Genomic DNA, 20,361 nt, shown 5'->3' with positions numbered 1-20,361 from the left:
AAAATGAATTGTAAATTGGGAGTTAGTTTGATTTTTATGGTATTTTTACAATTCTTTTATTTTACATCCATACTTTATTGATACACTGGAAGAGATAAGAAATGAGAGGTAGGGTGCTATGGAGAAGGTAAAGGCGATATTATTTGATAAAGATGGGACATTAATGGATTTTCATTCAATATGGATAAAAGTAGCTGAAGAACTTGTAGCTGAATGTATAAGTTTATATCATTTACCAAGTACAATGCGGCAGACCTTATTAGAAGAGATTGGTGTAGAGGGAGCATTTGTTAATCCAAGGAGTGCAATAGCTGCTGGAACAAGCCTTGATGTAGCGAAGGGGCTTTGTAATTATATTGAGTCTGCTAGAGAAGAAGAGATGCATCAGTGGGTAAGTGAGAAGTTATTTTCCCTTATGTATGAGCATCGTTCGCATATGAAAATGACAGCAGACTTACCGAAAGTGTTACAGGCATTAAAAGATAAAGGATTTATATTAGGGGTTGTCACGGCGGATGATTTCGCACCAACAGAATTATTTTTAAAACAATATAAGTTGGAGAACTTTTTTGATTATATTATAGCCTCGGATACATTCCCTGCGCAAAAACCAGATAAAAAGATTATAGAAGTGTTTTGTGAGAAATTTAATTTAGAATCATGTGAGGTTGCGGTTGTTGGAGATACGCCAACTGATTTACATTTAGCTAAAAATGGCGATTGCTATGCAATTGGGGTGCTATCTGGTACAGGAGACCGTCCAACATTAGAACCACTTGCTGATTTAGTGTTAGATTCTGTTGGAGAGTTTATTTCTCAATCGGGTGAGTTTTTCTGGGAGAAAGAAAAGTCTAATGTGTAAGGAAAATAAGTCTATAAAGACTCTTAATGAGTCTTTATAGACTTATTTTTTATGCCTGGATACAAAGAATATAGGATAAATGCTAGAAAAGAAAGTTGGCATATATTTTGCAATAAAAAGAGAAAACAATGTAAAGAAAAGGATGGGGTACGCAATGAACACAAAAAAATTTGCTAAAGTAAATGAACAAATTCCAGGACCGAAAGCGGCATCTTTATTAGAACGCCGTCAAAATATAGTACCAAAAGGAGTAAGTAACGGCATCCCAACGTTTGTACAATCTGCCAATGGTGCTCTTGTAACAGATGTTGATGGCAATCAGTACATTGATTTTGCAGGAGCAATCGGGACAATTAACGTAGGGCATTGTCATCCAACGGTTAAAGAAGCGCTCCATAAACAAGTCGATCAATACATTCATACTGGATTTAACGTCATGATGTATGAGCCATATATTGAATTAGCAGAAAAGCTTGCGGCATTGGCACCAGGAAGTTTCGATAAGCAAGTCCTGTTTTTAAATAGTGGTGCAGAAGCAGTTGAGAACGCGGTGAAAATCGCTCGTAAATATACGAAGAGACCTGGTATTATCGCATTTTCTAAAGGTTTCCACGGGCGTACATTAATGACAATGACGATGACAAGTAAAGTGAAGCCATATAAATTTGGGTTTGGTCCCTTTGCTCCAGAAGTATATAAAGCGCCATTTCCATACGAATACCGTCGCCCAGAGGGATTAACGGAAGAGCAGTATGATGATTTTATTATTGAAGAGTTTAAGAACTTCTTCATATCGGAAGTAGCACCAGAAACAATTGCAGCTGTTGTAATGGAACCTGTTCAAGGGGAAGGTGGATTTATCGTCCCAAGTAAGAAATTTGTCCAAGAAGTACGCCGCATTTGTTCAGAGAACGGCATCTTATTTGTAGCGGATGAAATACAAACAGGCTTTAGTCGTACAGGAAAATATTTTGCAATTGATCACTATGATGTCGTTCCAGATTTAATTACAGTGTCTAAATCATTAGGTGCTGGTGTACCGATAAGTGGTGTCATTGGACGTAAAGAAATTATGAATGAGTCTGCACCAGGTGAACTTGGTGGAACGTATGCAGGAAGTCCATTAGGATGTGCGGCTGCATTAGCTGTTCTCGATGTAATAGAAAATGAGAAATTAAATGATAGAGCGATAGAATTAGGAAAAGTCGTAATGAACCGATTCGAAGAGATGAAAAATAAATATCATTGCATCGGTGATGTGCGTGGGTTAGGCGCAATGTGTGCATTTGAGGTCGTTCAAGATCGTAAGACGAAAGCACCTGACAAAACGTTAACGGCTAATCTATGTGCAGAAGCAAATAAGCGTGGGTTACTGTTATTATCAGCAGGGACGTATGGAAATGTTATCCGTGTGTTAATGCCTTTAGTTATTACAGATGAGCAACTTGAAGAAGGTTTAACAATAATTGAAGAATCATTGCAAGCTTGTTATGAGCAAACAAACATCGCTCGCGTTTAAAAACTGAAGTATAAATAGCAAACATTCTAGCTGACTCTATATTAAATGCAGAAAATTCACTTTATAATAAAGGTAGTGAAGTGGATCGATGGATTTGAAGTTAGGGGTGGCTAGGATGGTTGCAGAAAAGGAACGAGTGTTAATGGATTTAAAAGATGTATTTGAATATGCGTTTGACGAAATTTTTGTTACAGATGAGCAAGGAATCGTTGTGCGTGTAAATAGTACATGTGAAAGGCACTACCAACTAGCTGCAGAAGAGTTAGTTGGTAAGCATGTAAAAGAACTACAAAAGGATGGAATCTTTTATCCATCAGCGACATTAGAAGTGATTGAAAAAAAGAGGCCAATTGAACTCGTTCAAACGACAAAATCAGGAGAGTATTTACACGTTCGTACAAGGCCTGTTTTTGATGATGAGGGAAATTTAAGAAGAGTGATTAGTTATTCTCGCGACCTTACTGAACTCTATCAATTACGTCAAAAGGTAGAGGAAATGGATAATCAGCTAAAAACATATAAAAAAGAATTAAGAGAAACATATGAGCATGAAGGACTTATTTTTAAAAGTCTAGCTATGCAAAAAATAGTCGATACAATCAAAAAAGTATCTGTAGTGGATAGTACTGTTCTCGTTTTAGGCGAGACTGGAGTAGGAAAAAGTCGATTAGTACGCCATTTACATGAAGTGAGTCACCGTAAGCATGAAAGTTTCTATGAAATTAATTGTGCGGCATTACCAACTAATTTAATTGAATCGGAGCTTTTTGGATATTCAGGTGGATCTTTTACAGGTGCGAATCGTGAAGGGAAAAAGGGACTATTAGAATCCGCGCATAAAGGAACTCTTTTTTTAGATGAAATCGGTGAAATGCCGCTTGAAATTCAAGCGAAGCTTTTGCAAGTATTGCAAGAAAAAACATTTCGTCCTATAGGCGGAAGAGAATTAAAAAAAGTAGATGTTCGAATTGTGGCGGCAACAAATAGAGATTTAAGCGAGATGGTGAAACAAGGAACATTTCGGAAAGATTTATACTATCGTTTGAATGTCATTCCAATTGCAATTCCCCCGCTTAGGGAAAGAACAGAAGATATTTTGCCGCTTATTTATCATTACTTGCAGCACTTTAATAAAAAGTACGGACGTGATGTGAAACTAGCGCCGAGTACGTTACAAATGTTTGTTGGATATCCGTGGGAAGGGAACAATAGAGAAATAGAGAATGTAATTGAGAGAATTGTTATTACTGTTGATGATGTTGTAACGGTAGAGGATTTGCCACTCGCTATGCAAGAGGCTGCAGTTGAACAATCGGGGCAAAGCCTTTATAAAATGCTGGAAGAGGTAGAGAGAAATATAATTCTTAAAGCGTATAAAACGTATGGATCAAGTTATAAAGTGGCTGAGTTTTTGCAAATTAGTCAATCTGCTGCTACTAGAAAAATTAAGAAGTTCATAGAGGAGGAAGAAAACATTGGATAAAAAGGCGACTTTCGTAAGTATAGATAAAAAGGCGATGTATATAAATGGTGAGTGGATTACACTACAAGAACAAATTGAAGTAAATAATCCTGCGACGAAGGAAATATTTGCAACTGTACCAAAAGGCGGAGTAACAGAGGCAAAGCAAGCTGTTGATGCTGCACATGAAGCTTTTAAAACGTGGTCTAAGTTAACGGCAGCAGATCGTGCAACGAAGTTAAAAAAGTGGTTTACGCTTATTGATGAAAATAAAGAAGAGATCGCAGCGATTATGACGAAGGAACAAGGGAAGCCGTTTGCAGAAGCGCTTGGTGAAGTAAATTATGCAAACAGTTTTGTTGAATGGTATGCAGAAGAGGGGAAACGCGTATATGGTGAAATGATTCCTGCTGCTCATCCGAATAAGCGCATTTTAGTTATGAAGCAACCAGTTGGCGTTATGGCAGCTATTACACCTTGGAACTTCCCAGCTGCTATGATTACGAGAAAGGTAGCCCCAGCGCTTGCAGCAGGCTGTACAGCCGTTGTGAAACCGGCAAGTCAAACGCCATTAACTGCATTGAAATTAGCTGAATTAGCCCATGAAGCAGATATTCCAAAGGGCGTAATCAATATCATAACAGGTAGTGCAAAAGCAATTGCTGATACATGGATGGAAGATGGTCGCGTTCGAAAAGTGTCCTTTACAGGGTCAACGGAAATCGGGAAAGAGTTAATGGCTAGTGCGGCGCAAACGATGAAAAAAGTTTCGCTTGAGTTAGGGGGACACGCTCCGTTTATCGTAATGAATGATGCAGATTTAGATAAAGCAGTAGAAGCGGTGATTGGTTCGAAATTCCGTAATGCAGGACAAACGTGTATATGTACAAACCGAGTATTCGTTCAAGAAGAAGTATACGAAGTATTTGTAGAGAAGTTCCAAAAGGCAGTAGGGCAGTTGAAAGTAGGAGACGGTTTCGGTGACGGAACGACTGTCGGGCCACTTATTGATGAGAATGCAGTTTCAAAAGTACAAGAACATATTGAAGATGCTATTCAAAAAGGTGGAACAGTTTTATATGGTGGTCAAAAGGTCGCAGAGTTAGAGGGACATTTCATTCAACCGACTGTAATTGGGTTGGCAAATGATACGATGCTTTGTATGAATGAAGAAACATTTGGGCCAGTGGCACCAGTTGCGAAATTTAAAACAGTTGATGAAGTAATCGAACGTGCAAACAATACACCATACGGTTTAGCTGCGTATATTTTCACGAAAGACATTAGCCAAGCATTCCAAATTAGTGAAGCGTTAGAGTACGGTATTATCGGTCTAAACGATGGTCTTCCATCAGTTGCACAAGCACCATTTGGTGGATTTAAAGAAAGTGGTATCGGTCGTGAAGGAGGCCATTTCGGCATCGAGGAATATTTAGAAATTAAATATATTTCATTGGGATTATAAGTAGTATACTAGAATCTCTATAAGGTAACAGAGAAGGAGATTCTAGTATGGTATATTGGCTATTATTACTTGTTACAATTATTTTTGAAGTAGCTGGAACAATTGCGATGAAACTATCAAATGGTTTAACAAAGCTCGTTCCAAGTGTACTGATTTTCGTGTTTTATGGGATTTGTTTCAGCGTGTTTGCCATCGTTGTGAAAAAGATTCATTTAAGTATTGCTTATGCTATTTGGTCTGGCGTTGGAACATTACTTATTACAATCATCAGTGTGTACTTTTTTAAAGAGCATATTAGTTTATTTCAAGCATTTTGTATTCTTTTTATTGTTTTGGGTGTCATTGGACTTAAGGTTTCATCGGCATCATGAAAGCTATCTTTTGTAGAAGATAGCTTTTTTCTATTTGTGCAGTTAGCAATTAATACGACAAAATATGACAAAAAAGAGTAAAGCGTTTTGTTATGATACATATGAAATATTGTCTTATGTGGAGGAAAGAGTATGTTAAAAAAGGTAAGTCAAATTGTTTTAATTTTTGGCATAGCTTTTAGTTTAAGTGCTTGCACTGAGACTAAAGATAGTAATGAAAGTAAACAAGAAGATGTTCAAGATAAAGTGTATAAAATAGGGGAGACAGTAGACGTAGATGGTTTGCAAGTAACTATCGATTCAGTTAAATTAGGATATCCGGATTATGATGAGAATAAAAAGAAAGAGGAGATTTTGGGGATTATTTTCAAAGTAGAAAATAATAGTAAAAAGGAAATACCTTTTGCATTTTATGAATTTGAGATTACCGATAAGAAAGGTACAAGATTTAAAGAATATAATAACCCTGATAGCTTTATTAGTAAAAAGTTAGCACCAGATGAAAAAATTCAAGATATCATGCTATTTGACGTAGCGAAAGAAAATACGTATATCGCTACGTATAGACCGGAGTTTACGCATGAAAATAGAACGATAAAATTTGAATTGAGACCAAATAAATAAAGAAACACATTGGATTATCCAATGTGTTTCTTTATGGTAATAAATTTAAAACGCCCAGTTACCTTTACGGAAGATAGGCTCATGTCTGCCATCAGCAGTAATACCGTCAATATCAAGCTCAGCTGATCCAATCATGAAGTCGTTGTGTGTGATACTAGCGTTTGCGCCGTTTTCAGCAAGTTCTTCTTTAGACATTGTTTTTCCGCCAACTAAGTTAAATGCATAAGCATTTCCGATTGCAAGGTGGCAAGATGCATTTTCGTCAAATAGTGTATTGTAGAATAAAACATTTGTGTTTGAAATTGGTGAGTCATGAGGTACTAAAGCTACTTCTCCTAAGAAGTGAGAACCTTCATCTGTTTCTACTAAATGTTTTAAAGCTTCTTCACCAGCTTCAGCTTTATAGTCTACGATACGCCCGTTTTCAAATGTTAACGTGAAATTATCGATAATATTACCTGCAAATACTAACGGTTTTGTACTAGAAACTTGGCCGTTTACACCTGTTTTAAGTGGCATTGTAAATACTTCTTCAGTTGGAATATTAGCCATAAATGGTACGTTCTTTTCATTTAAGCTACCAGCACCAGCCCATACATGTTTTTCTGGAAGTTCGATTGTTAAATCTGTTCCAGGACCTGTATAGTGAAGAGCTTTATAATGCTTTTCGTTTAAGTAATCCACTTTTGTATGTAATGTTTCATCATGTTCTTTCCATGCTTCTACAGGATTTTCTAAATCAGCACGAGTAGCTTTGAAAATAGCATCCCATAACTTTGCTTCTTGTTCTTCTGGCGCTACGTCAGGGAATACTTTCGCAGCCCATTCTTTCGTAGGAACAGAAATGACACACCAACTTACTTTATCTGCTTGTACGTAATCACGGTATACTTTCATTGCTTCTCCAGCTACTTTATGAGCTGTTGCAATACGCGATGCTTCTACACCTTTTAATAAATCAGGGTTTTCTGCATAGATAGACATAAATGCAGCGCCTTCTTTTGCTAATTCTTCACGAGCATGTGCTTTCCAAGATGGAAATTCAGCGAAAGCTTCTTCAGGAGCTAGATCGAACTTTAAGCGTGTTAACGTCTCATCATTCCAATCTACATATACGTGTTTTGCACCAGATTTATATGCTTTTTCTGTAACGAGGCGTACAAATTGTACAGCTTCAAGAGGTGCACTAATTGATAAAGTTTGTCCAGGTTGAATATTAACACCAACATTAACTGCAAGAGCAGCATATTTCTCTAACGTTTGTTCAAATGACATATGTATAATCTCCTTTAATTTGAAAGATTTCTTACTATATATAATACAAGAAAATTCTAAAAATATATATAAATATAAAGTAAAAAGAGAGCTCAAAATGTATTGAGCCCTTATATTTACTTAATTGAAGAAGCAAACTGCTCTACAGTCGTTGTATGGTGTATACGAACGCGCTTCATCTTTAACAATTCATCAGGTTCACCCTTCGTAATGAATTGCCCAGGCTTTGTCGTCGTCGCAAATTGATAATACTTCTTCGTTTCTGTAACAACCTTATCATCTACATGACCGAATGGATAAGCAATCGCGATAACAGGCTTACCTGTTATTTTTTCTAGTTTTTCTTTTGAACCTTTTAACTCTTCCTCATAGTTTGTAATTTTCGGTAAGTCTGCATGTGTTGCAGTATGAGATTGCACCGAGAAAATGCCGGAATCAACCATTTCTTTTATTTCAGAAGTAGACAATGCTCCTTCTACATCAACGTTATCAACAATCATATATTCTGTTGCTGCCGGTTTAAAAGTATCATCTTTTAGCTTTTGTAAAACGCGAAATGCATTCATATTATTTTTCATACCGTCATCAAATGTAACGAAAATCGGCTTATTTACTTTATTTATATCGCCCCAGCGTTCAAACGTTAAAAGCGTATAACCATTGTCTTTTAAATGTTTCATTTGTGCTTCAAAGTTAGCTGGTGATACGAATAAGTCTTTAATACCGTGACCATGATAATCATCGATTGCGTGATACATAAGAACAGGAACCTTTTGTTCGAAAGTAATAGTAGATTTCGTAAGCGGGATTGTTTTCCCATCTTCTTTCATTCCTGTTGCTTCAATTTGGAACTCACCGCGTTTTCCTTCAAATTCTTTTATGTCAAAAGGAATTGTAAATTGTTTCTCCTTTTCTTTAGAAGAAAAAGATTTAGCACGTTCCTTTCCATCAGCTGTGCGCCAAATTTTATATTGTACTTCATTTAAAGAATCTTTTAAGTCTGTAATATGAATACTTGTGTTTGTAGATTCGTGTGTGATGGGAGTATAAGAAATTTTACCTTGTTCTTGTAGAGCCTCTTTTTGTATAGCTACTTCTTGAACCTTTTTCTCTTTTTTAGGTTCTTGGCTTACATTGCTAGTATTGCAGCCTGCTAGAATGGCAGACGTACATAAAGCAATTGCTGCGTATTTTCTCATAAAAATCACCTTCTATTGTGTAGTATGTTGCATATTGACATTAAAATCCCCACCGCTATAAGAGTGGTGGGGATTTACCCTTGTTCATCATATCATTTGAAGAAAATGAGGGGAATATGATTTTTAGGAGGCTATTAAGGTAATAGATTAGTGACTTTGAATAGATGTATTTTTTTGTTTCTTATTAGAATTAATAATAATATAACCGACTACAAAGATAAGAGGAATAATGAAGACATAGATAGGCATTCCCCATACATAATAGCTTTTCAGCGTTAAGACTAGTAAATGTAAGAAATCGAAAATTGCGTGGGCTTTCATAATATCCTCCAATGGTTTTTTTGAAAATTATAACATTTTTAACTTGTTATTTGTATAATTTGGAAAATGATTTAAGCTAATTTTAAAGTAAGAAGAATACATATACTTATGCAATTTTGCATAAGTATATGTATTTTATTAAAATATAAAGATTTTATACTATAATGAAAACCGCTATAAAACTAAGTAAGAATAATGTATGGAGTGGAGAATAGAAATGAAATATAAAAAAATAATATATATCTTTTTTATATCGCTATTTATAGTTGGTTGTCAAAGTGAAGTGAGTAAAGCGAATAGCGTGGAAGAGTATATTCTCCTTTAAAGTTATTATATCAATAATTTTGGTTTCAATGGTAACTATTTGGTCATGTTTGTGTGAAATCTTTTTCCATATATGCAACTACTTCCTCTTGTTTTGATGGGTATAAATGACTATACGTATCTAATGTAGTTGAAACACTTGAATGACCTAGCCGCTGTGCTACTACGAGTGGGCTGACACCTTTATTTATGAGATAAGATGCATGAGAATGTCTGAATTCATGAAGTAAAATTTTTTTGCTGCCAGCAATTTTTAAATAATTAGCGTATTTTCTGTCCAGAGTAGTTGTGGATATACAAGTATAAAACTTTCCAAATACAACATAATCATTTTTTAATGGTGCTTCTACTGTAGCAAGATTTTTTAGCTCTTTCAATAAATTGAGGATGTGTATTGGTAACAAGATAATTCTGTTTGATGATTTTGTTTTTGGTTTGGTGACTTTTCCTCTATAAGTTGTTTTATTAATGTTAATCGTATTGTCTTCAAAATTTATATCTTCCCAAGTTAATGCCAATAATTCACCTTTTCTAGCACCACTGTAATATAAGATGGAAAAGAATACTTTGTATAATGAATCGTCTACAACTTCGATAAATTGTTTGAACTCATCAAACTCCCAAAAGTTCATTCGTTTATTGGATTCTTTTTCAAAATTACCTGTAATTCTTGCTGGGTTATTCATAAGACCATGAAATTTAATTGAAAAATTAAATATTGCAGATAGTACGGCATGAATCTTCTTTAGATGTTTAGCTGAGTATGTATTTATAACTTTGTTTTGATAATTCATGATATGTTTCGGTACGATATGATCTATCTTTATCTTTCCAAACTCTGGTACTAAGTGGTTGTAAATAACATTTCGAATAGTGACTATTGAAGATTCCTTCCTCCTTTGACAATACCAATCAAAATAGCTATCAGCTACTTGAGCAAACGTCAAGCTAGAGTTCGTTTCTTTTTCAACTAACATTTTCGCTTCCGCTTCACGTGCTTCCTTTTTCGTTTTAAACCCCCGACGTTTGACTTGTTTTTGCGTGCCATCAAACTGACGGACTCTGACAACGAAAAAATACGTTCCACGTTCTTTATCCTTGTACACCACCATAGGGAATCCCTCCTGTATACATAAAGATTGATAATTCAATTTATTGAATAGATTATAACTTGTTTGTTACCAAAAGAAAAGACTCTCAACATAAATTGAGAGCCTTTCTTCGACTTGAACCACTTTAATTTTAATAACATATTACCTACATGAAAATAAAATTGCTGTTTAAAATAGTATACTATATTTAAATCCGAAAATACTCCAAAAATAAAATTCCCCACTAGGATTAGTGGGGAGATTGGTTAGGGACACCAATCAGGATGATGCAAGTAAGGATAAAATCATACTACCATAAAAAGGGGTTGACACATATTGAGAAAGTTCGACATTTATTTCTTGTAATATTGTAATACGATTTGAAATTGGTTGGGTATATTCATCAAAAATTGGCTGGTTTCTGCATTTAATTTTAGTAGGATATAATAAAAATGAACCGATATTCATTAAAAATGGAAAATGTTCTAAGACATTTTTATGGAAATACAACGAATTTTTTGGCACATATATTTATCAAGTTGTAAGGGATGGAAGAGAATGTAGGTTCGTGATAACATTAATCTTGTATACAGTATATGGGTTTCTATCAAACTAATAGACAGAATAATCACAAAAATAATAATTTAAAACATAAAAACTCGCAGAGCGTGTGTAAGAGGTGATCGTGACAAAACCGCTCACACCGTTCATCCTACTACCTTAGGACAAACATTTGCATCATACGAGTTCCTTCTCAGTTTAACATACATTCATCATTCGTAGTGCAGTTTAGAGGTTGAGAAAATAGGATGGTGGATTTTTATGTTTTAAGGGAGGGGACTAATTTGAATTTCTATGAGAAAATTTGTAATTTAATTGAAGATCGGGATGACCTAAACTTTACAGAAGTAGCTAGTAAAATGGGTGTTTCGAAACAATATTTACAAAAATTTAAAAATCAAGGTATCATTAGCTTTCCTAATTTATTGAAATTGGCTTCAATTGTAAGTACATCAAATAAAACTGCTGCAATGTTTTTGCAGGAATGGTGTTTAGAATTGGACAGTACAGAGGCAATAAAACATAGTTTTGAATATGCTGCATTGATTCGTGATAAAGTTTTGTTGAATAAATTACTAGAAAAGCACAAGAAAGAATCAGGTACAGTAGGAGAATATGTAAACATTTATGGAGTGCTATATAAATATATGAATGATGAAATTTCAGGTACTGAGATTATTAAATATTTAAAGAAGTATAATAGACCCACTGATAATATGCTGAATATTTTGATTGACATTATGAAATGTTATGATTATTATCACCAAAAAAAATTCAATACCATGTTTGATTTAGTGGATGAAGTTGAAAAAGAATTAGACTTGATTGAAGAGAGTGATCGTAAAATATTTCTCAAGGAATGTTACATGTATCGACTTGCAGAAGTATTTTCCCCACTAAATTTACAAAGAAAAAACTTAGAGTCGGCTCGATATTATGCTAATGTTCTAATTGAAGCAAGTTTATGCACTAAAACTGTTTCGGACGGATTATATTTACTTGGGATGTCATTTTTAGTTGATGACGAGGAACGTTGTTTACGCTATCTACAGGAAAGTTATGATTTAGCAAAACAGGTAAATGACAAAGCAATTGAAGTAGCAGCAAGATTTAATTTAGATGTTGTTAAAATATACTTGCATATTAATTTGCCAGAGGATTCAGATTCACGTTTGATTAGATACCAAATGAATCCTATAAGTGAAGATTCAAGGGCAGGATTAGAAGAAATTTTAAGGGAAAATGGAGAAAAGGACTTTTTGAAATATTTTTTAGCTGTTACAGATGCTCAGCCAGGCGGGTTATGTGTGTGCTTTAAGGAATTTCTTGCCCAATCAAATTATTTTTTTGTAAGTTTAGTGGCTAAAGAAATTAAAAAAAGAGGAGATAATTCCTTGCTAGTGCAACAAATGATTGATTATAATATGGATAGAGGAGTGGATGAAAATGAAAAAATTAGCTTTAGTACTTTGCACCTTTTCAATGTTAGCGGTGAGCATTGTTTCGTATAATATAATAAAACAGGATTCATATCGATCAGTAGAAATTAAACCAGGTGGTTAAAGACACAGTGTATGCTGTGTTTTTTTATTTGAACTATAATTCCTTTTTATTGAAGATGTATTTTTTCGGTAAACTAAAACCATAAAAAAAGAATTTGTTTACTTCTCTAATATAAGCCTAAAAAAATGATAATATTTTTTGTAGATAGGGTAAAATTATGAGGAGGAATGGAAATGACGAAAGAAGAGATTGTAGAATTATTTTTGAAAACAATAGATGAAACGCAGCCTGAATTAGTCGAGGAGTACATAGAACAAAGTTTTAAAATTTAAAAAATAGCCCGTCTCTAATATGAGGGATGAGGGGCTATTTTTTTTCGTTATTATGGTATTCTTCTAGTGTTTTGGTGATTGCGAGCATTTGTTGTAGGACAATGTCCTGTTTATCTTCAGGTAATGTATCTAATCGTTCCATAATTTCCTTAAACTTGTTGTGTTTTTTTATATCTAATTCGGTACTACGTCCTAGTATAAAATCCGTTGTTACTTCTAGTATTTCAGATAATTTTGCAATAGTATCTGGTGAAGGAAAACGTTCTTCGGACTCATAATAACCAATTACACGAGACGAAGCGCCTACCTTTTTTCCTAGCGTTTCTTGTGTCCAGTTACGTTGTTTTCTTAGTTTTTTTATTCTAGCACCTATACCTGTCATTTTCATCACCTCATAAGGTTGTTCACTTGAACAACCTGTTCTCTTTAGAGACAATCATAGCACATTATGTTCGGAAAGTCATTGACAATGTATAAATTATTCGATATGATTAAAATCGAACGAAACGTTCTATTGAGGAGGCAGACATGAAACAGTCAATTATTTATCATAAAATCGCTAAACATTGTGGTGTTACTGAAAGATATATAAGAATGTTGGATAAGAAAGAACGGATTCCATCAATGGAAGTTGCTAAAAAAATTTCTGACTTTTTAGATGAACCAATCGAAGAGATTTTTTTTAATTGCCATACGAACGAAACGTTCGTATTTGAGCGGTTTTATCCAAAGCTAATTGAAGGAAACACTTCAATTAAGCGTTAATGTGAATAAAATTTAAACAAGGAGCGATACCCATGCATAAAAACCTATACATCGCCAGAAAAGAGCAACGCATGACACAAGAGAAAGCAGCAAATTTGATTCATATTGCACCAAGAACATATTTTGCTAAGGAACATGGTAAAAGTGACTTCACCCTAAAAGAAGCTCAAAAACTAGCAAAATACTTCAAAACAACAGTGGACGAGCTGTTTGAGAAATAGAGGGAGAGGAAGCAAGTGAAGAACGGTAAACGACCAACGAAGCGAGAGAAGATACATATTAACTCGTATAAGTTAAATCCAGAAAATTGGTTGATCTATAAGAAAGCGGATGGACGACTACATTTGATTCATCGTCATACGAACTCAACACGAGTCATTCCAAGTGCGTAGAGTGTGTGAAAAAGAAAAAGGACTCTAGCGGAATGCTAGAGCCGTCAACATGGAATGTGAGTTTTGTATACGAATTTATTATAACATAATTTTTTTAAACCAATATAGATAACCAATATGCAATTGTGCATAATTTGTGAAAAAGAAAAAAGCCCTATGAAGGGCTTTCTGATACCATGTAATGGGTAGTAAATGAGAAGGTGGTATCGAGACGAATTTATGAACGTCAAAATCTTTCGACAAATCTAATATAGCATAATCCTTTTCTAGAAAGCACTGGGAAATGTGTCCAAATGGTGAGAGGTTATCGTATGTAAAGAAGAGAGGGAATTGGTGTGACCAAATCAGTCCTAACAAAAGACTTAGAAAAGAAACAAATACTCGATGAATTTTTACAGTATTGTGAAAAGAAACAAGTTGAAGCTCTGCAAAAGAATGATCCCTATCAGTTTTGCATCTGGATTAAAGAAGCTCGATTAGCCCGAAGGGAATTGGCAGAGCTGTATCGTGCGAAAGAGAAGTATGATGAGGAACGTGCACGTATTCAAGGGATTGTAAGGCGTTTGAGAAGTGTAGGTGTGAAAGTGGATGTTGTGGAAAGGGTGCATGGTATTGAGTTTTTTGAGGAAGGCGTTTAAATATGAAAAAGCCCTATAAAATAGGACCTTTTCTGTACCTAGCCATCATATTTGATGTAAATGAACATTCATCTTGATTAGTATATCATATGTAAACGGATTCGTCAGTATGTAAAATTTATAACCAGACAAAAAGACCTGAAATCAGGTCTTTCTATCCGCAATACTAGTATAGAGCAAGATACCAAACTGAAAACACAAGCTACTCGAAAGCTCTTATAGTATAACAAATCATGTACATAAAAGACAAGTAGATAAGTTACGAGAGTGTATGTTGTGGAAGGGGTGAGAACAGGAGATGAGTGGACAGATATTTGAGGTGGAAGCTTTTGCGAGGAATGGTTTTACAGTACGTCACGCGTATGTAGATCTCACAGGGGATTTAATAGCGGGGATTTTGTTGGGACAAATTGTGTATTGGTATCTGCCGAATGAGCAGGGGAAGAGTAAATTGAAAGTGAAAAAGAATGGTGCATTTTGGCTGGCGAAAAGCCGTGAAGATTGGGGGAGTGAGATTCGCATTACACCGAAACAATATGATCGAGCGATTAAAATTTTAATAGAAAAAGGGTTTGTAAATGTGCAAACATTTAAGTTTAATGGGGCACCTACACATCATATTCAACTCAACATTCCTGAAATAAACCAAAGGGTAAAATCCATTTTGACCTTTGGGAAAATTCCAAATGCCTCTTTGGATGAAATGGAACTTACCGAAAGGGGAAATTCTTTAACAAAGATTACTACAAAGACTACTACAGAGATTACTACAGGAAAAGACACTATCCCCTACGAAGAGATTATTTTGTATTTGAATGAAAAAGCCAATAAATCATTTAAACATCAAACCCCTAAAAACAGAACGTTAATTAAAGCGAGATGGCAAGAAGGATTTATCCTATCGGATTTTCAGAAAGTTATTGATCAAAAAACAGTGCAGTGGTTAACAGATGCACGTATGAAACAGTATATACGACCAGAAACGTTATTTGGAACGAAATTTGAAAGTTATCTAAACGAAGAACCAGTGAATCATTCAGACGGATCAAATGGGGGAGGAACGAATCATGCAATCGCTCGGAAAGACAATCGCTTCATCGAAGCATACGACTTTTAAAGAAGGGGTCCAACAGTATATGGTGTCAGCGAATCGATGTCAAAATATATTTGTGGTTGGACAACATCAGATCAAAGATGTTTGTAACAAACGGATGTTGAAGGATATTGCAACGAAAGAAGAATTTTGCCCACATTGTAGAGGTGTGGAGCAGGAAGACCAACGGTTAGCGCAAGAAACGGTACACATCAAACAAAAACAGGAAATTGTAAGTTTGTATGATTCGTTTGCGGATCATAGTTTAATTAATGAAAAATTGAAAAAAGCAACGTTCGAAAATTACATACCACCGAACAAATCGTTATCAGGTGCCAAACAAGACTTGAAATATTTTGTAGACTCGTTTGCGCAAACAGAACCAACAAGTCGTATTCTGACAGGTGGGTATGGAATCGGCAAAAGTCACCTTTGTGTAGCGGCTGCAAAAGAACTCATGAAGAGAGGGCACAGCGCACTGTTTATTCAGATGAACATGCTGTTTACAAAGATTAAAGAAACATGGAATAAAAATAGCGACATGACAGAAGGAAAGCTGATGTCACTCCTTGCAAAGGTTGATGTATTGATTTTGGATGACTTTGGAGCGGAATTTACAGAGAAAGACAGAGAGGGCGTAACGTGGAAACAAACGAAGACAAATGAAATCGTGGACAGCCGTGTCGGAAAAAGTACATTATTTACTACGAATTTTACGGTAAAAGAACTAGGGGCAATGTATGGAGAACGAGATTTTAGCAGGATGATGGAAAATGCAGAGGTGCTACACATGCAGGGTGAAAATTATAGATTGCGAAATTTCAAAAAAACGATATAGGAGGAGATAATCAATGGGAAAGCGTATGACAGAGTTACAGTTAGAAAATTATACGATGGCCGCGCAGAATCGAAAATATAGGAAGAGTGAACGCCGCAAACTCTATATTGCATTAGAAGAACTGGACATGTTTTGGGATGAAGATGATGTATGGCGAGTACAAGAGGCATGGAACAACAATGAGAGTGTATTTGCAATTGGTCAGAGGATAGAACGAGACCCAGATGAAGTGGCTTTACTTCTTATGGATTTAGCAAAAAAAGGAAGGATTGAAAAAAGAGTCATAGGGTTAGGCGCATGAGACAACTCACATTTGAAGATGTGGTAGGTAGTTTGGATTATACAGCGGAGTGTACAGCAGAACGGTTTGTATCGCAGTGTATAGCGAAACGAACATATGCAGTAGAGTTTTTTGATCAAGATGAAAAACAAAGGTTGTTCTGGTTTGAAGCAAAATCTGGGGCGGGAGCGGAAGAACAAGCAAGGGATATGTTCGGAAAGATTCAAGTCATCAAAGCGTATGTATCCAAGCTGACGTTACAAGAAATTATGGAGCTAGATTAAGAGTTCCTTTCAGAAAATGTAGGGGAGAGGTGCTGAATATGAAGAGAGAAATCAATGTAATGATAAATGGCGTATATATTGTGAAGGATGGAGAGGCCACATGGGTGAAACCGCCAGAAAGTGGGTATGGGCAACAAGTTGTATATTGGGTAAATGGAAAGGTGACACATACACAAACAACAGCAACTGTTAAATTTCAGTCATAAAGTTTGAATTTTGTAGAAAAGGAGAATTGAGAAATGCCGCAAATGCAAACATTTTCACATAACATGTTCGGGAATGTAGAGATTTTTATCAAGGATGGAAAAGAGTACTTTCCAGCAATCGATGTTGCGAAAGTTTTAGGGTACTCCAATCCTCATGATGCTTTAAGTAAACATTGTAAAAAAGATGGGGTCGCGTTTTGCGAGGTCATCGATTCACTCGGAAGAACACAAGAGAAGAAATTCATAAACGAGGGGAATTTATATAGATTACTCGTAAAATCCAAACTCCCACAAGCAGAACAATTTGAAAAATGGGTATTTGATGAAGTGCTGCCAAGTATTCGAAAACACGGGGCTTACATGACACCACCTACTATTAACGCGTTATTACAAGATCCAGACTTGTTGATTAGCCTTGCTTCACAATTGAAAGACGAACAACTTGCTAGGCAAATGGCAGAACAAAAGAATCTCATGTTAACACAGCAGGTTGCAGAAAATGCATCCAAGATTACCTACCTCGATCAAATTCTTCAATCAAAAGATACGGTAACCGTTTCGCAAATTGCAGCTGATTATGGATTGTCTGCCGTTCGATTAAATAAAATCTTAAAGGATGAAAAAGTACAGTATAAAGTAAACCAGCAATGGCTACTATATGTGAAACATCAAAATAAAGGCTATACAAAATCACAAACGGTTGACGTAACGCATGCTGACGGTAGTCGGTCTATAAAAATGAATACGCGCTGGACACAAAAGGGTAGATTGTTTATTCATGATATGCTAACGAAACGAGGAATTATTCCGGAAATGGATAAGATAAGAAAGCGGTTTACATGATATAGGGTGTTCACAGATTGGGAAGGGGAACGAAAGAAAAGAGCAGCTAGCAAAAAGCTAACTACTCTAATCATGGAATGTGGTTCAAAAATGGGTTATCTATAGTATGAACAGAATATTGATTTGTATTCAGAGTGAGGCAATAAAGTGGTTCCAACCTGGTCTTGGTTTACAGCAAACACCATTAAAGGTATTGACAATGAAGGCTGCATGAGATGCACCAGAATCATGATAGCCTTTTCTATTTTCTTTGGGAGAAACGTTATAAAAATTACCCGAATGAAATGAACCATTGCTTGTTTGAAAGACTACATTTCCAAAGATAGAGGGCATGTTGTTCACCTGCTTTTGAAGAATAAGTTAGTTTTGTATATGAGGAATGAGTCTAGAGGTTCTGATTAAATAATTTTTATAAAATAATTCGTTTGTAAGTAGGAACGGATGGGTGCCATGCGCAATTCGATTATTTTTAAATGTAATGGGTATTAAATGAATTAAAACGTCCGAAAATGGAGAGTAAGGGTGTTGAAAGAGAAGGAGTGAAGGGTTTGGCTAAGATGAAGAAAAAGAAATTAAAAAAGGCAATCGCTCGTCGTACAAAGGCTATGCAAAAAGAAGAAAAAGACAGACTAGAGAAAGCTTGGAGAAATCTTTTTATATAGCTGAGCATGATGAAATACATATAGTCCGGCTAGAAAACTGGAGGACACCGATTTTTAGAACAGCAATCAAACTGTTTTAGGAAAGGGTGCCCTTTTTCTTATTTTGTAAGGGGGATGGAAAGAATGAAAGCGCGAAGGGATCTATTACGTGAATGGGAAAAACAAATAAAAAAGAAAAAATCAAAAGAGAATTTTAGCACTCGTGAAATTGAGGATTTAATGGGGGTGCATGGACCACGTTATGAGCGTAGACGTGGAGCGTTAAGACAAAAGTAATAAAGAAGAAAAAGGAGTGGTCTGGAATGACGGAGCAATTATCTTTTTTACCAAAAATAGATCGAGCAGCAACACAAGAGAATGTAGAGGGAATTTTGGAAAGTGTACGTATATATAAGCAATTTGGAATGATACGTAAGGAAATGAAAGTCACGCCTTCTTATAAAGTGAGAGAGCATGGTCCTACACATACAGTTGGCAAACCGTTAGAGGATGTAGCAATCGCTAATATCCAACAAAGCAAACGTGAAGAATGGTTAGAGAAAATAGCATTTCGAGTGGAACAAGCATTGAGTCGATTCGGAAACAGTACAGCTGGAAAAAATCAGCGGGACATTATAGTGAAACGATATTTAGAAGACGAAGATGTATGCGATTATATGGTGTATAACGAAATTGGCATGAGTGAACGTACGTATCGACGTGTGAAAGCGAGAGCGTTTTATAAACTGTCTTTTGCTCTTAGATTAGAAGTTTATGAAACTGAAAAAACTGGAGGGAATGAATCATGAATTTTGTCCAGCCCATACGTGATCCAGAGCAAATCCAACAAATCAAAGAATATTTAAAAGAAAAGAATGAACGAAACTATATGTTGTTTGTTCTAGGGATTAATACAGGGCTACGCATAAGCGATATTCTAAAATTGACAGTGGGAGATGTACAAGGGAGTCATATTTCCATGCGTGAAATGAAGACGGGGAAGCAAAAACGGATTCAAATCACATCATCTTTAAAAAGAGAATTGAAATGGTTTAACGAAGGAAGAGGAGAGGAGGAATATGTACTAAAGAGTAGAAAAGGAAAGAATCGACCAATTGGTCGTAGTATGGCATATAAGATATTAAAGCGTACGGCTGGAGAGTTTGGATTGGATGAAATCGGTACCCATACATTACGCAAAACCTATGGATATCATATGTACTTGCAAACGAAGAATATTGCTTTATTGATGGAGATATTCAATCATTCATCAGAGAAAGTCACGCTACGGTATATAGGAGTCAATCAAGACGCAATGGATAAAGCAATGAGCAGATTTAAAATCTAATCATTGTTTTTTCTTTTGTGTTTTTTAGGAATGAACCATAACTTTCGGACTGTCGCATTGGAAAATGAAAGTTTGATAACATCATAGATAACAAGGGTTCTGGTGTTTCAATGAATGACACACA

The 20,361-nt window shown here is 35.5% G+C and carries 27 protein-coding genes; 21 read left to right on the top strand and 6 right to left on the bottom strand.

What is annotated here, in order from left to right:
* Positions 1 to 118: 118 nt before the first annotated feature.
* The 6 genes from MHH55_RS20320 to MHH55_RS20295 all read left to right on the top strand — a co-directional run bounded on the left by MHH55_RS20320 (position 119) and on the right by MHH55_RS20295 (position 6,303).
* The gene (locus MHH55_RS20320; protein ID WP_000416672.1) at positions 119 to 862 is read left to right on the top strand and encodes an HAD family hydrolase; all 744 of its coding nucleotides are present in this window, start codon (positions 119 to 121) and stop codon (positions 860 to 862) included.
* 154 nt (positions 863 to 1,016) lie between these two features.
* Complete coding sequence (gabT, locus tag MHH55_RS20315) at positions 1,017 to 2,381, top strand: 4-aminobutyrate--2-oxoglutarate transaminase (protein ID WP_001093019.1); 1,365 nt, start codon at positions 1,017 to 1,019, stop codon at positions 2,379 to 2,381.
* Positions 2,382 to 2,496: 115 nt separating this feature from the next.
* A complete protein-coding gene (locus MHH55_RS20310) occupies positions 2,497 to 3,864 on the top strand; it encodes a sigma-54 interaction domain-containing protein (protein ID WP_078186625.1) in 1,368 nt (455 codons plus the stop codon).
* Positions 3,857 to 5,308 (top strand): NADP-dependent succinate-semialdehyde dehydrogenase, encoded by a 1,452-nt coding sequence (gene gabD, locus MHH55_RS20305; protein WP_000358132.1) that lies wholly within the window; start codon positions 3,857 to 3,859, stop codon positions 5,306 to 5,308. Before MHH55_RS20310 ends, gabD begins: the two co-directional genes overlap by 8 nt.
* A gap of 47 nt (positions 5,309 to 5,355) precedes the next feature.
* On the top strand, positions 5,356 to 5,679 hold the full coding sequence (locus MHH55_RS20300; RefSeq protein ID WP_000263262.1) for a DMT family transporter: 324 nt from the start codon (positions 5,356 to 5,358) through the stop codon (positions 5,677 to 5,679).
* A 132-nt stretch (positions 5,680 to 5,811) separates the two neighbouring features.
* The gene (locus tag MHH55_RS20295; protein ID WP_000915110.1) at positions 5,812 to 6,303 is read left to right on the top strand and encodes a DUF4352 domain-containing protein; all 492 of its coding nucleotides are present in this window, start codon (positions 5,812 to 5,814) and stop codon (positions 6,301 to 6,303) included.
* A 45-nt stretch (positions 6,304 to 6,348) separates the two neighbouring features.
* Here the strand turns inward: MHH55_RS20295 and MHH55_RS20290 are convergent, their stop codons facing one another.
* The 4 genes from MHH55_RS20290 to MHH55_RS20275 form a co-directional block, all read right to left on the bottom strand.
* Positions 6,349 to 7,578: an aminopeptidase gene (locus tag MHH55_RS20290; RefSeq protein ID WP_000007349.1), complete on the bottom strand. Its 1,230-nt coding sequence runs from the start codon at positions 7,576 to 7,578 to the stop codon at positions 6,349 to 6,351.
* A gap of 116 nt (positions 7,579 to 7,694) precedes the next feature.
* Positions 7,695 to 8,777, bottom strand: a complete 1,083-nt coding sequence (locus MHH55_RS20285) for a polysaccharide deacetylase family protein (RefSeq protein ID WP_078186626.1) — start codon at positions 8,775 to 8,777, stop codon at positions 7,695 to 7,697.
* 147 nt (positions 8,778 to 8,924) lie between these two features.
* Complete coding sequence (locus MHH55_RS20280; protein WP_000643592.1) at positions 8,925 to 9,098, bottom strand: hypothetical protein; 174 nt, start codon at positions 9,096 to 9,098, stop codon at positions 8,925 to 8,927.
* A 368-nt stretch (positions 9,099 to 9,466) separates the two neighbouring features.
* Entirely contained in the window at positions 9,467 to 10,534 is a 1,068-nt protein-coding gene (locus MHH55_RS20275) for a tyrosine-type recombinase/integrase (protein WP_069354795.1), read from the bottom strand.
* An 824-nt stretch (positions 10,535 to 11,358) separates the two neighbouring features.
* Here MHH55_RS20275 and MHH55_RS20270 point away from each other — a divergent pair.
* The gene (locus tag MHH55_RS20270) at positions 11,359 to 12,585 is read left to right on the top strand and encodes an AimR family lysis-lysogeny pheromone receptor (RefSeq protein WP_232339725.1); all 1,227 of its coding nucleotides are present in this window, start codon (positions 11,359 to 11,361) and stop codon (positions 12,583 to 12,585) included.
* A gap of 358 nt (positions 12,586 to 12,943) precedes the next feature.
* Here MHH55_RS20270 and MHH55_RS20265 read toward each other — a convergent pair whose 3' ends face one another.
* Positions 12,944 to 13,291, bottom strand: a complete 348-nt coding sequence (locus tag MHH55_RS20265) for a helix-turn-helix domain-containing protein (RefSeq protein WP_030022621.1) — start codon at positions 13,289 to 13,291, stop codon at positions 12,944 to 12,946.
* Between the two features lie 146 nt (positions 13,292 to 13,437).
* On the opposite strand from MHH55_RS20265, the gene MHH55_RS20260 reads away from it, so the two are divergent.
* From MHH55_RS20260 to MHH55_RS20215, 10 genes are all read left to right on the top strand, one after another.
* On the top strand, positions 13,438 to 13,674 hold the full coding sequence (locus MHH55_RS20260) for a helix-turn-helix transcriptional regulator (protein ID WP_065484921.1): 237 nt from the start codon (positions 13,438 to 13,440) through the stop codon (positions 13,672 to 13,674).
* A 32-nt stretch (positions 13,675 to 13,706) separates the two neighbouring features.
* A complete protein-coding gene (locus MHH55_RS20255) occupies positions 13,707 to 13,895 on the top strand; it encodes a helix-turn-helix transcriptional regulator (protein ID WP_023523419.1) in 189 nt (62 codons plus the stop codon).
* 15 nt (positions 13,896 to 13,910) lie between these two features.
* Positions 13,911 to 14,066 (top strand): DUF6906 family protein, encoded by a 156-nt coding sequence (locus MHH55_RS20250; protein WP_176116570.1) that lies wholly within the window; start codon positions 13,911 to 13,913, stop codon positions 14,064 to 14,066.
* Positions 14,067 to 14,401: 335 nt separating this feature from the next.
* Positions 14,402 to 14,704, top strand: coding sequence for a hypothetical protein (locus tag MHH55_RS20245; RefSeq protein WP_069354797.1), 303 nt, complete (start codon positions 14,402 to 14,404; stop codon positions 14,702 to 14,704).
* Positions 14,705 to 15,002: 298 nt separating this feature from the next.
* The gene (locus tag MHH55_RS20240; RefSeq protein WP_069354798.1) at positions 15,003 to 15,821 is read left to right on the top strand and encodes a conserved phage C-terminal domain-containing protein; all 819 of its coding nucleotides are present in this window, start codon (positions 15,003 to 15,005) and stop codon (positions 15,819 to 15,821) included.
* Complete coding sequence (locus MHH55_RS20235) at positions 15,772 to 16,635, top strand: ATP-binding protein (RefSeq protein WP_069354799.1); 864 nt, start codon at positions 15,772 to 15,774, stop codon at positions 16,633 to 16,635. Before MHH55_RS20240 ends, MHH55_RS20235 begins: the two co-directional genes overlap by 50 nt.
* A 13-nt stretch (positions 16,636 to 16,648) precedes the next feature.
* On the top strand, positions 16,649 to 16,936 hold the full coding sequence (locus MHH55_RS20230; protein ID WP_069354800.1) for a hypothetical protein: 288 nt from the start codon (positions 16,649 to 16,651) through the stop codon (positions 16,934 to 16,936).
* A complete protein-coding gene (locus MHH55_RS20225; protein WP_069354801.1) occupies positions 16,933 to 17,199 on the top strand; it encodes a hypothetical protein in 267 nt (88 codons plus the stop codon). The genes MHH55_RS20230 and MHH55_RS20225 overlap by 4 nt, the downstream gene beginning before the upstream one ends.
* Before the next feature lie 38 nt (positions 17,200 to 17,237).
* Positions 17,238 to 17,405 carry a DUF3954 domain-containing protein gene (locus tag MHH55_RS20220; protein ID WP_069354802.1) on the top strand — a complete coding sequence of 56 codons (168 nt, stop codon included), beginning with the start codon at positions 17,238 to 17,240 and terminating at the stop codon, positions 17,403 to 17,405.
* A 33-nt stretch (positions 17,406 to 17,438) separates the two neighbouring features.
* On the top strand, positions 17,439 to 18,248 hold the full coding sequence (locus MHH55_RS20215) for a phage antirepressor KilAC domain-containing protein (protein ID WP_069354803.1): 810 nt from the start codon (positions 17,439 to 17,441) through the stop codon (positions 18,246 to 18,248).
* A gap of 129 nt (positions 18,249 to 18,377) precedes the next feature.
* Here MHH55_RS20215 and MHH55_RS20210 read toward each other — a convergent pair whose 3' ends face one another.
* Positions 18,378 to 18,581 carry a spore germination protein gene (locus MHH55_RS20210; RefSeq protein ID WP_078188239.1) on the bottom strand — a complete coding sequence of 68 codons (204 nt, stop codon included), beginning with the start codon at positions 18,579 to 18,581 and terminating at the stop codon, positions 18,378 to 18,380.
* Positions 18,582 to 18,796: 215 nt separating this feature from the next.
* On the opposite strand from MHH55_RS20210, the gene MHH55_RS20205 reads away from it, so the two are divergent.
* The 4 genes from MHH55_RS20205 (at position 18,797) to MHH55_RS20190 (ending at position 20,237) form a co-directional block, all read left to right on the top strand.
* On the top strand, positions 18,797 to 18,910 hold the full coding sequence (locus MHH55_RS20205; protein ID WP_127064183.1) for a DUF3983 domain-containing protein: 114 nt from the start codon (positions 18,797 to 18,799) through the stop codon (positions 18,908 to 18,910).
* Positions 18,911 to 19,033: 123 nt separating this feature from the next.
* Entirely contained in the window at positions 19,034 to 19,186 is a 153-nt protein-coding gene (locus MHH55_RS20200; RefSeq protein ID WP_078188177.1) for a hypothetical protein, read from the top strand.
* A gap of 26 nt (positions 19,187 to 19,212) precedes the next feature.
* Entirely contained in the window at positions 19,213 to 19,698 is a 486-nt protein-coding gene (locus MHH55_RS20195) for an ArpU family phage packaging/lysis transcriptional regulator (RefSeq protein ID WP_069354805.1), read from the top strand.
* A complete protein-coding gene (locus MHH55_RS20190; RefSeq protein ID WP_065485748.1) occupies positions 19,695 to 20,237 on the top strand; it encodes a site-specific integrase in 543 nt (180 codons plus the stop codon). The genes MHH55_RS20195 and MHH55_RS20190 overlap by 4 nt, the downstream gene beginning before the upstream one ends.
* Positions 20,238 to 20,361 lie beyond the last annotated feature (124 nt).

The sequence above is a fragment of the Bacillus sp. FSL K6-2944 genome, assembly GCF_038005385.1.
Classification (GTDB): Bacteria; Bacillota; Bacilli; order Bacillales; family Bacillaceae_G; genus Bacillus_A; species Bacillus_A cereus.
The sequence above is the reverse complement of the archived record's forward strand: the minus strand, read 5'-3'. Positions and strand labels throughout refer to the sequence as shown.

Coding starts and splice junctions, on each gene's coding strand:
- MHH55_RS20320 (WP_000416672.1), top strand. CDS start 119: ATGGAGAAGGTAAAGGCGATATTATTTGATAAAGATGGGACATTAATG.
- gabT (WP_001093019.1), top strand. CDS start 1,017: ATGAACACAAAAAAATTTGCTAAAGTAAATGAACAAATTCCAGGACCG.
- MHH55_RS20310 (WP_078186625.1), top strand. CDS start 2,497: ATGGTTGCAGAAAAGGAACGAGTGTTAATGGATTTAAAAGATGTATTT.
- MHH55_RS20300 (WP_000263262.1), top strand. CDS start 5,356: ATGGTATATTGGCTATTATTACTTGTTACAATTATTTTTGAAGTAGCT.
- MHH55_RS20295 (WP_000915110.1), top strand. CDS start 5,812: ATGTTAAAAAAGGTAAGTCAAATTGTTTTAATTTTTGGCATAGCTTTT.
- MHH55_RS20290 (WP_000007349.1), bottom strand. CDS start 7,578: ATGTCATTTGAACAAACGTTAGAGAAATATGCTGCTCTTGCAGTTAAT.
- MHH55_RS20285 (WP_078186626.1), bottom strand. CDS start 8,777: ATGAGAAAATACGCAGCAATTGCTTTATGTACGTCTGCCATTCTAGCA.
- MHH55_RS20280 (WP_000643592.1), bottom strand. CDS start 9,098: ATGAAAGCCCACGCAATTTTCGATTTCTTACATTTACTAGTCTTAACG.
- MHH55_RS20275 (WP_069354795.1), bottom strand. CDS start 10,534: ATGGTGGTGTACAAGGATAAAGAACGTGGAACGTATTTTTTCGTTGTC.
- MHH55_RS20265 (WP_030022621.1), bottom strand. CDS start 13,291: ATGACAGGTATAGGTGCTAGAATAAAAAAACTAAGAAAACAACGTAAC.
- MHH55_RS20260 (WP_065484921.1), top strand. CDS start 13,438: ATGAAACAGTCAATTATTTATCATAAAATCGCTAAACATTGTGGTGTT.
- MHH55_RS20255 (WP_023523419.1), top strand. CDS start 13,707: ATGCATAAAAACCTATACATCGCCAGAAAAGAGCAACGCATGACACAA.
- MHH55_RS20240 (WP_069354798.1), top strand. CDS start 15,003: ATGAGTGGACAGATATTTGAGGTGGAAGCTTTTGCGAGGAATGGTTTT.
- MHH55_RS20235 (WP_069354799.1), top strand. CDS start 15,772: ATGCAATCGCTCGGAAAGACAATCGCTTCATCGAAGCATACGACTTTT.
- MHH55_RS20230 (WP_069354800.1), top strand. CDS start 16,649: ATGGGAAAGCGTATGACAGAGTTACAGTTAGAAAATTATACGATGGCC.
- MHH55_RS20225 (WP_069354801.1), top strand. CDS start 16,933: ATGAGACAACTCACATTTGAAGATGTGGTAGGTAGTTTGGATTATACA.
- MHH55_RS20220 (WP_069354802.1), top strand. CDS start 17,238: ATGAAGAGAGAAATCAATGTAATGATAAATGGCGTATATATTGTGAAG.
- MHH55_RS20215 (WP_069354803.1), top strand. CDS start 17,439: ATGCCGCAAATGCAAACATTTTCACATAACATGTTCGGGAATGTAGAG.
- MHH55_RS20210 (WP_078188239.1), bottom strand. CDS start 18,581: ATGCCCTCTATCTTTGGAAATGTAGTCTTTCAAACAAGCAATGGTTCA.
- MHH55_RS20200 (WP_078188177.1), top strand. CDS start 19,034: ATGAAAGCGCGAAGGGATCTATTACGTGAATGGGAAAAACAAATAAAA.
- MHH55_RS20195 (WP_069354805.1), top strand. CDS start 19,213: ATGACGGAGCAATTATCTTTTTTACCAAAAATAGATCGAGCAGCAACA.
- MHH55_RS20190 (WP_065485748.1), top strand. CDS start 19,695: ATGAATTTTGTCCAGCCCATACGTGATCCAGAGCAAATCCAACAAATC.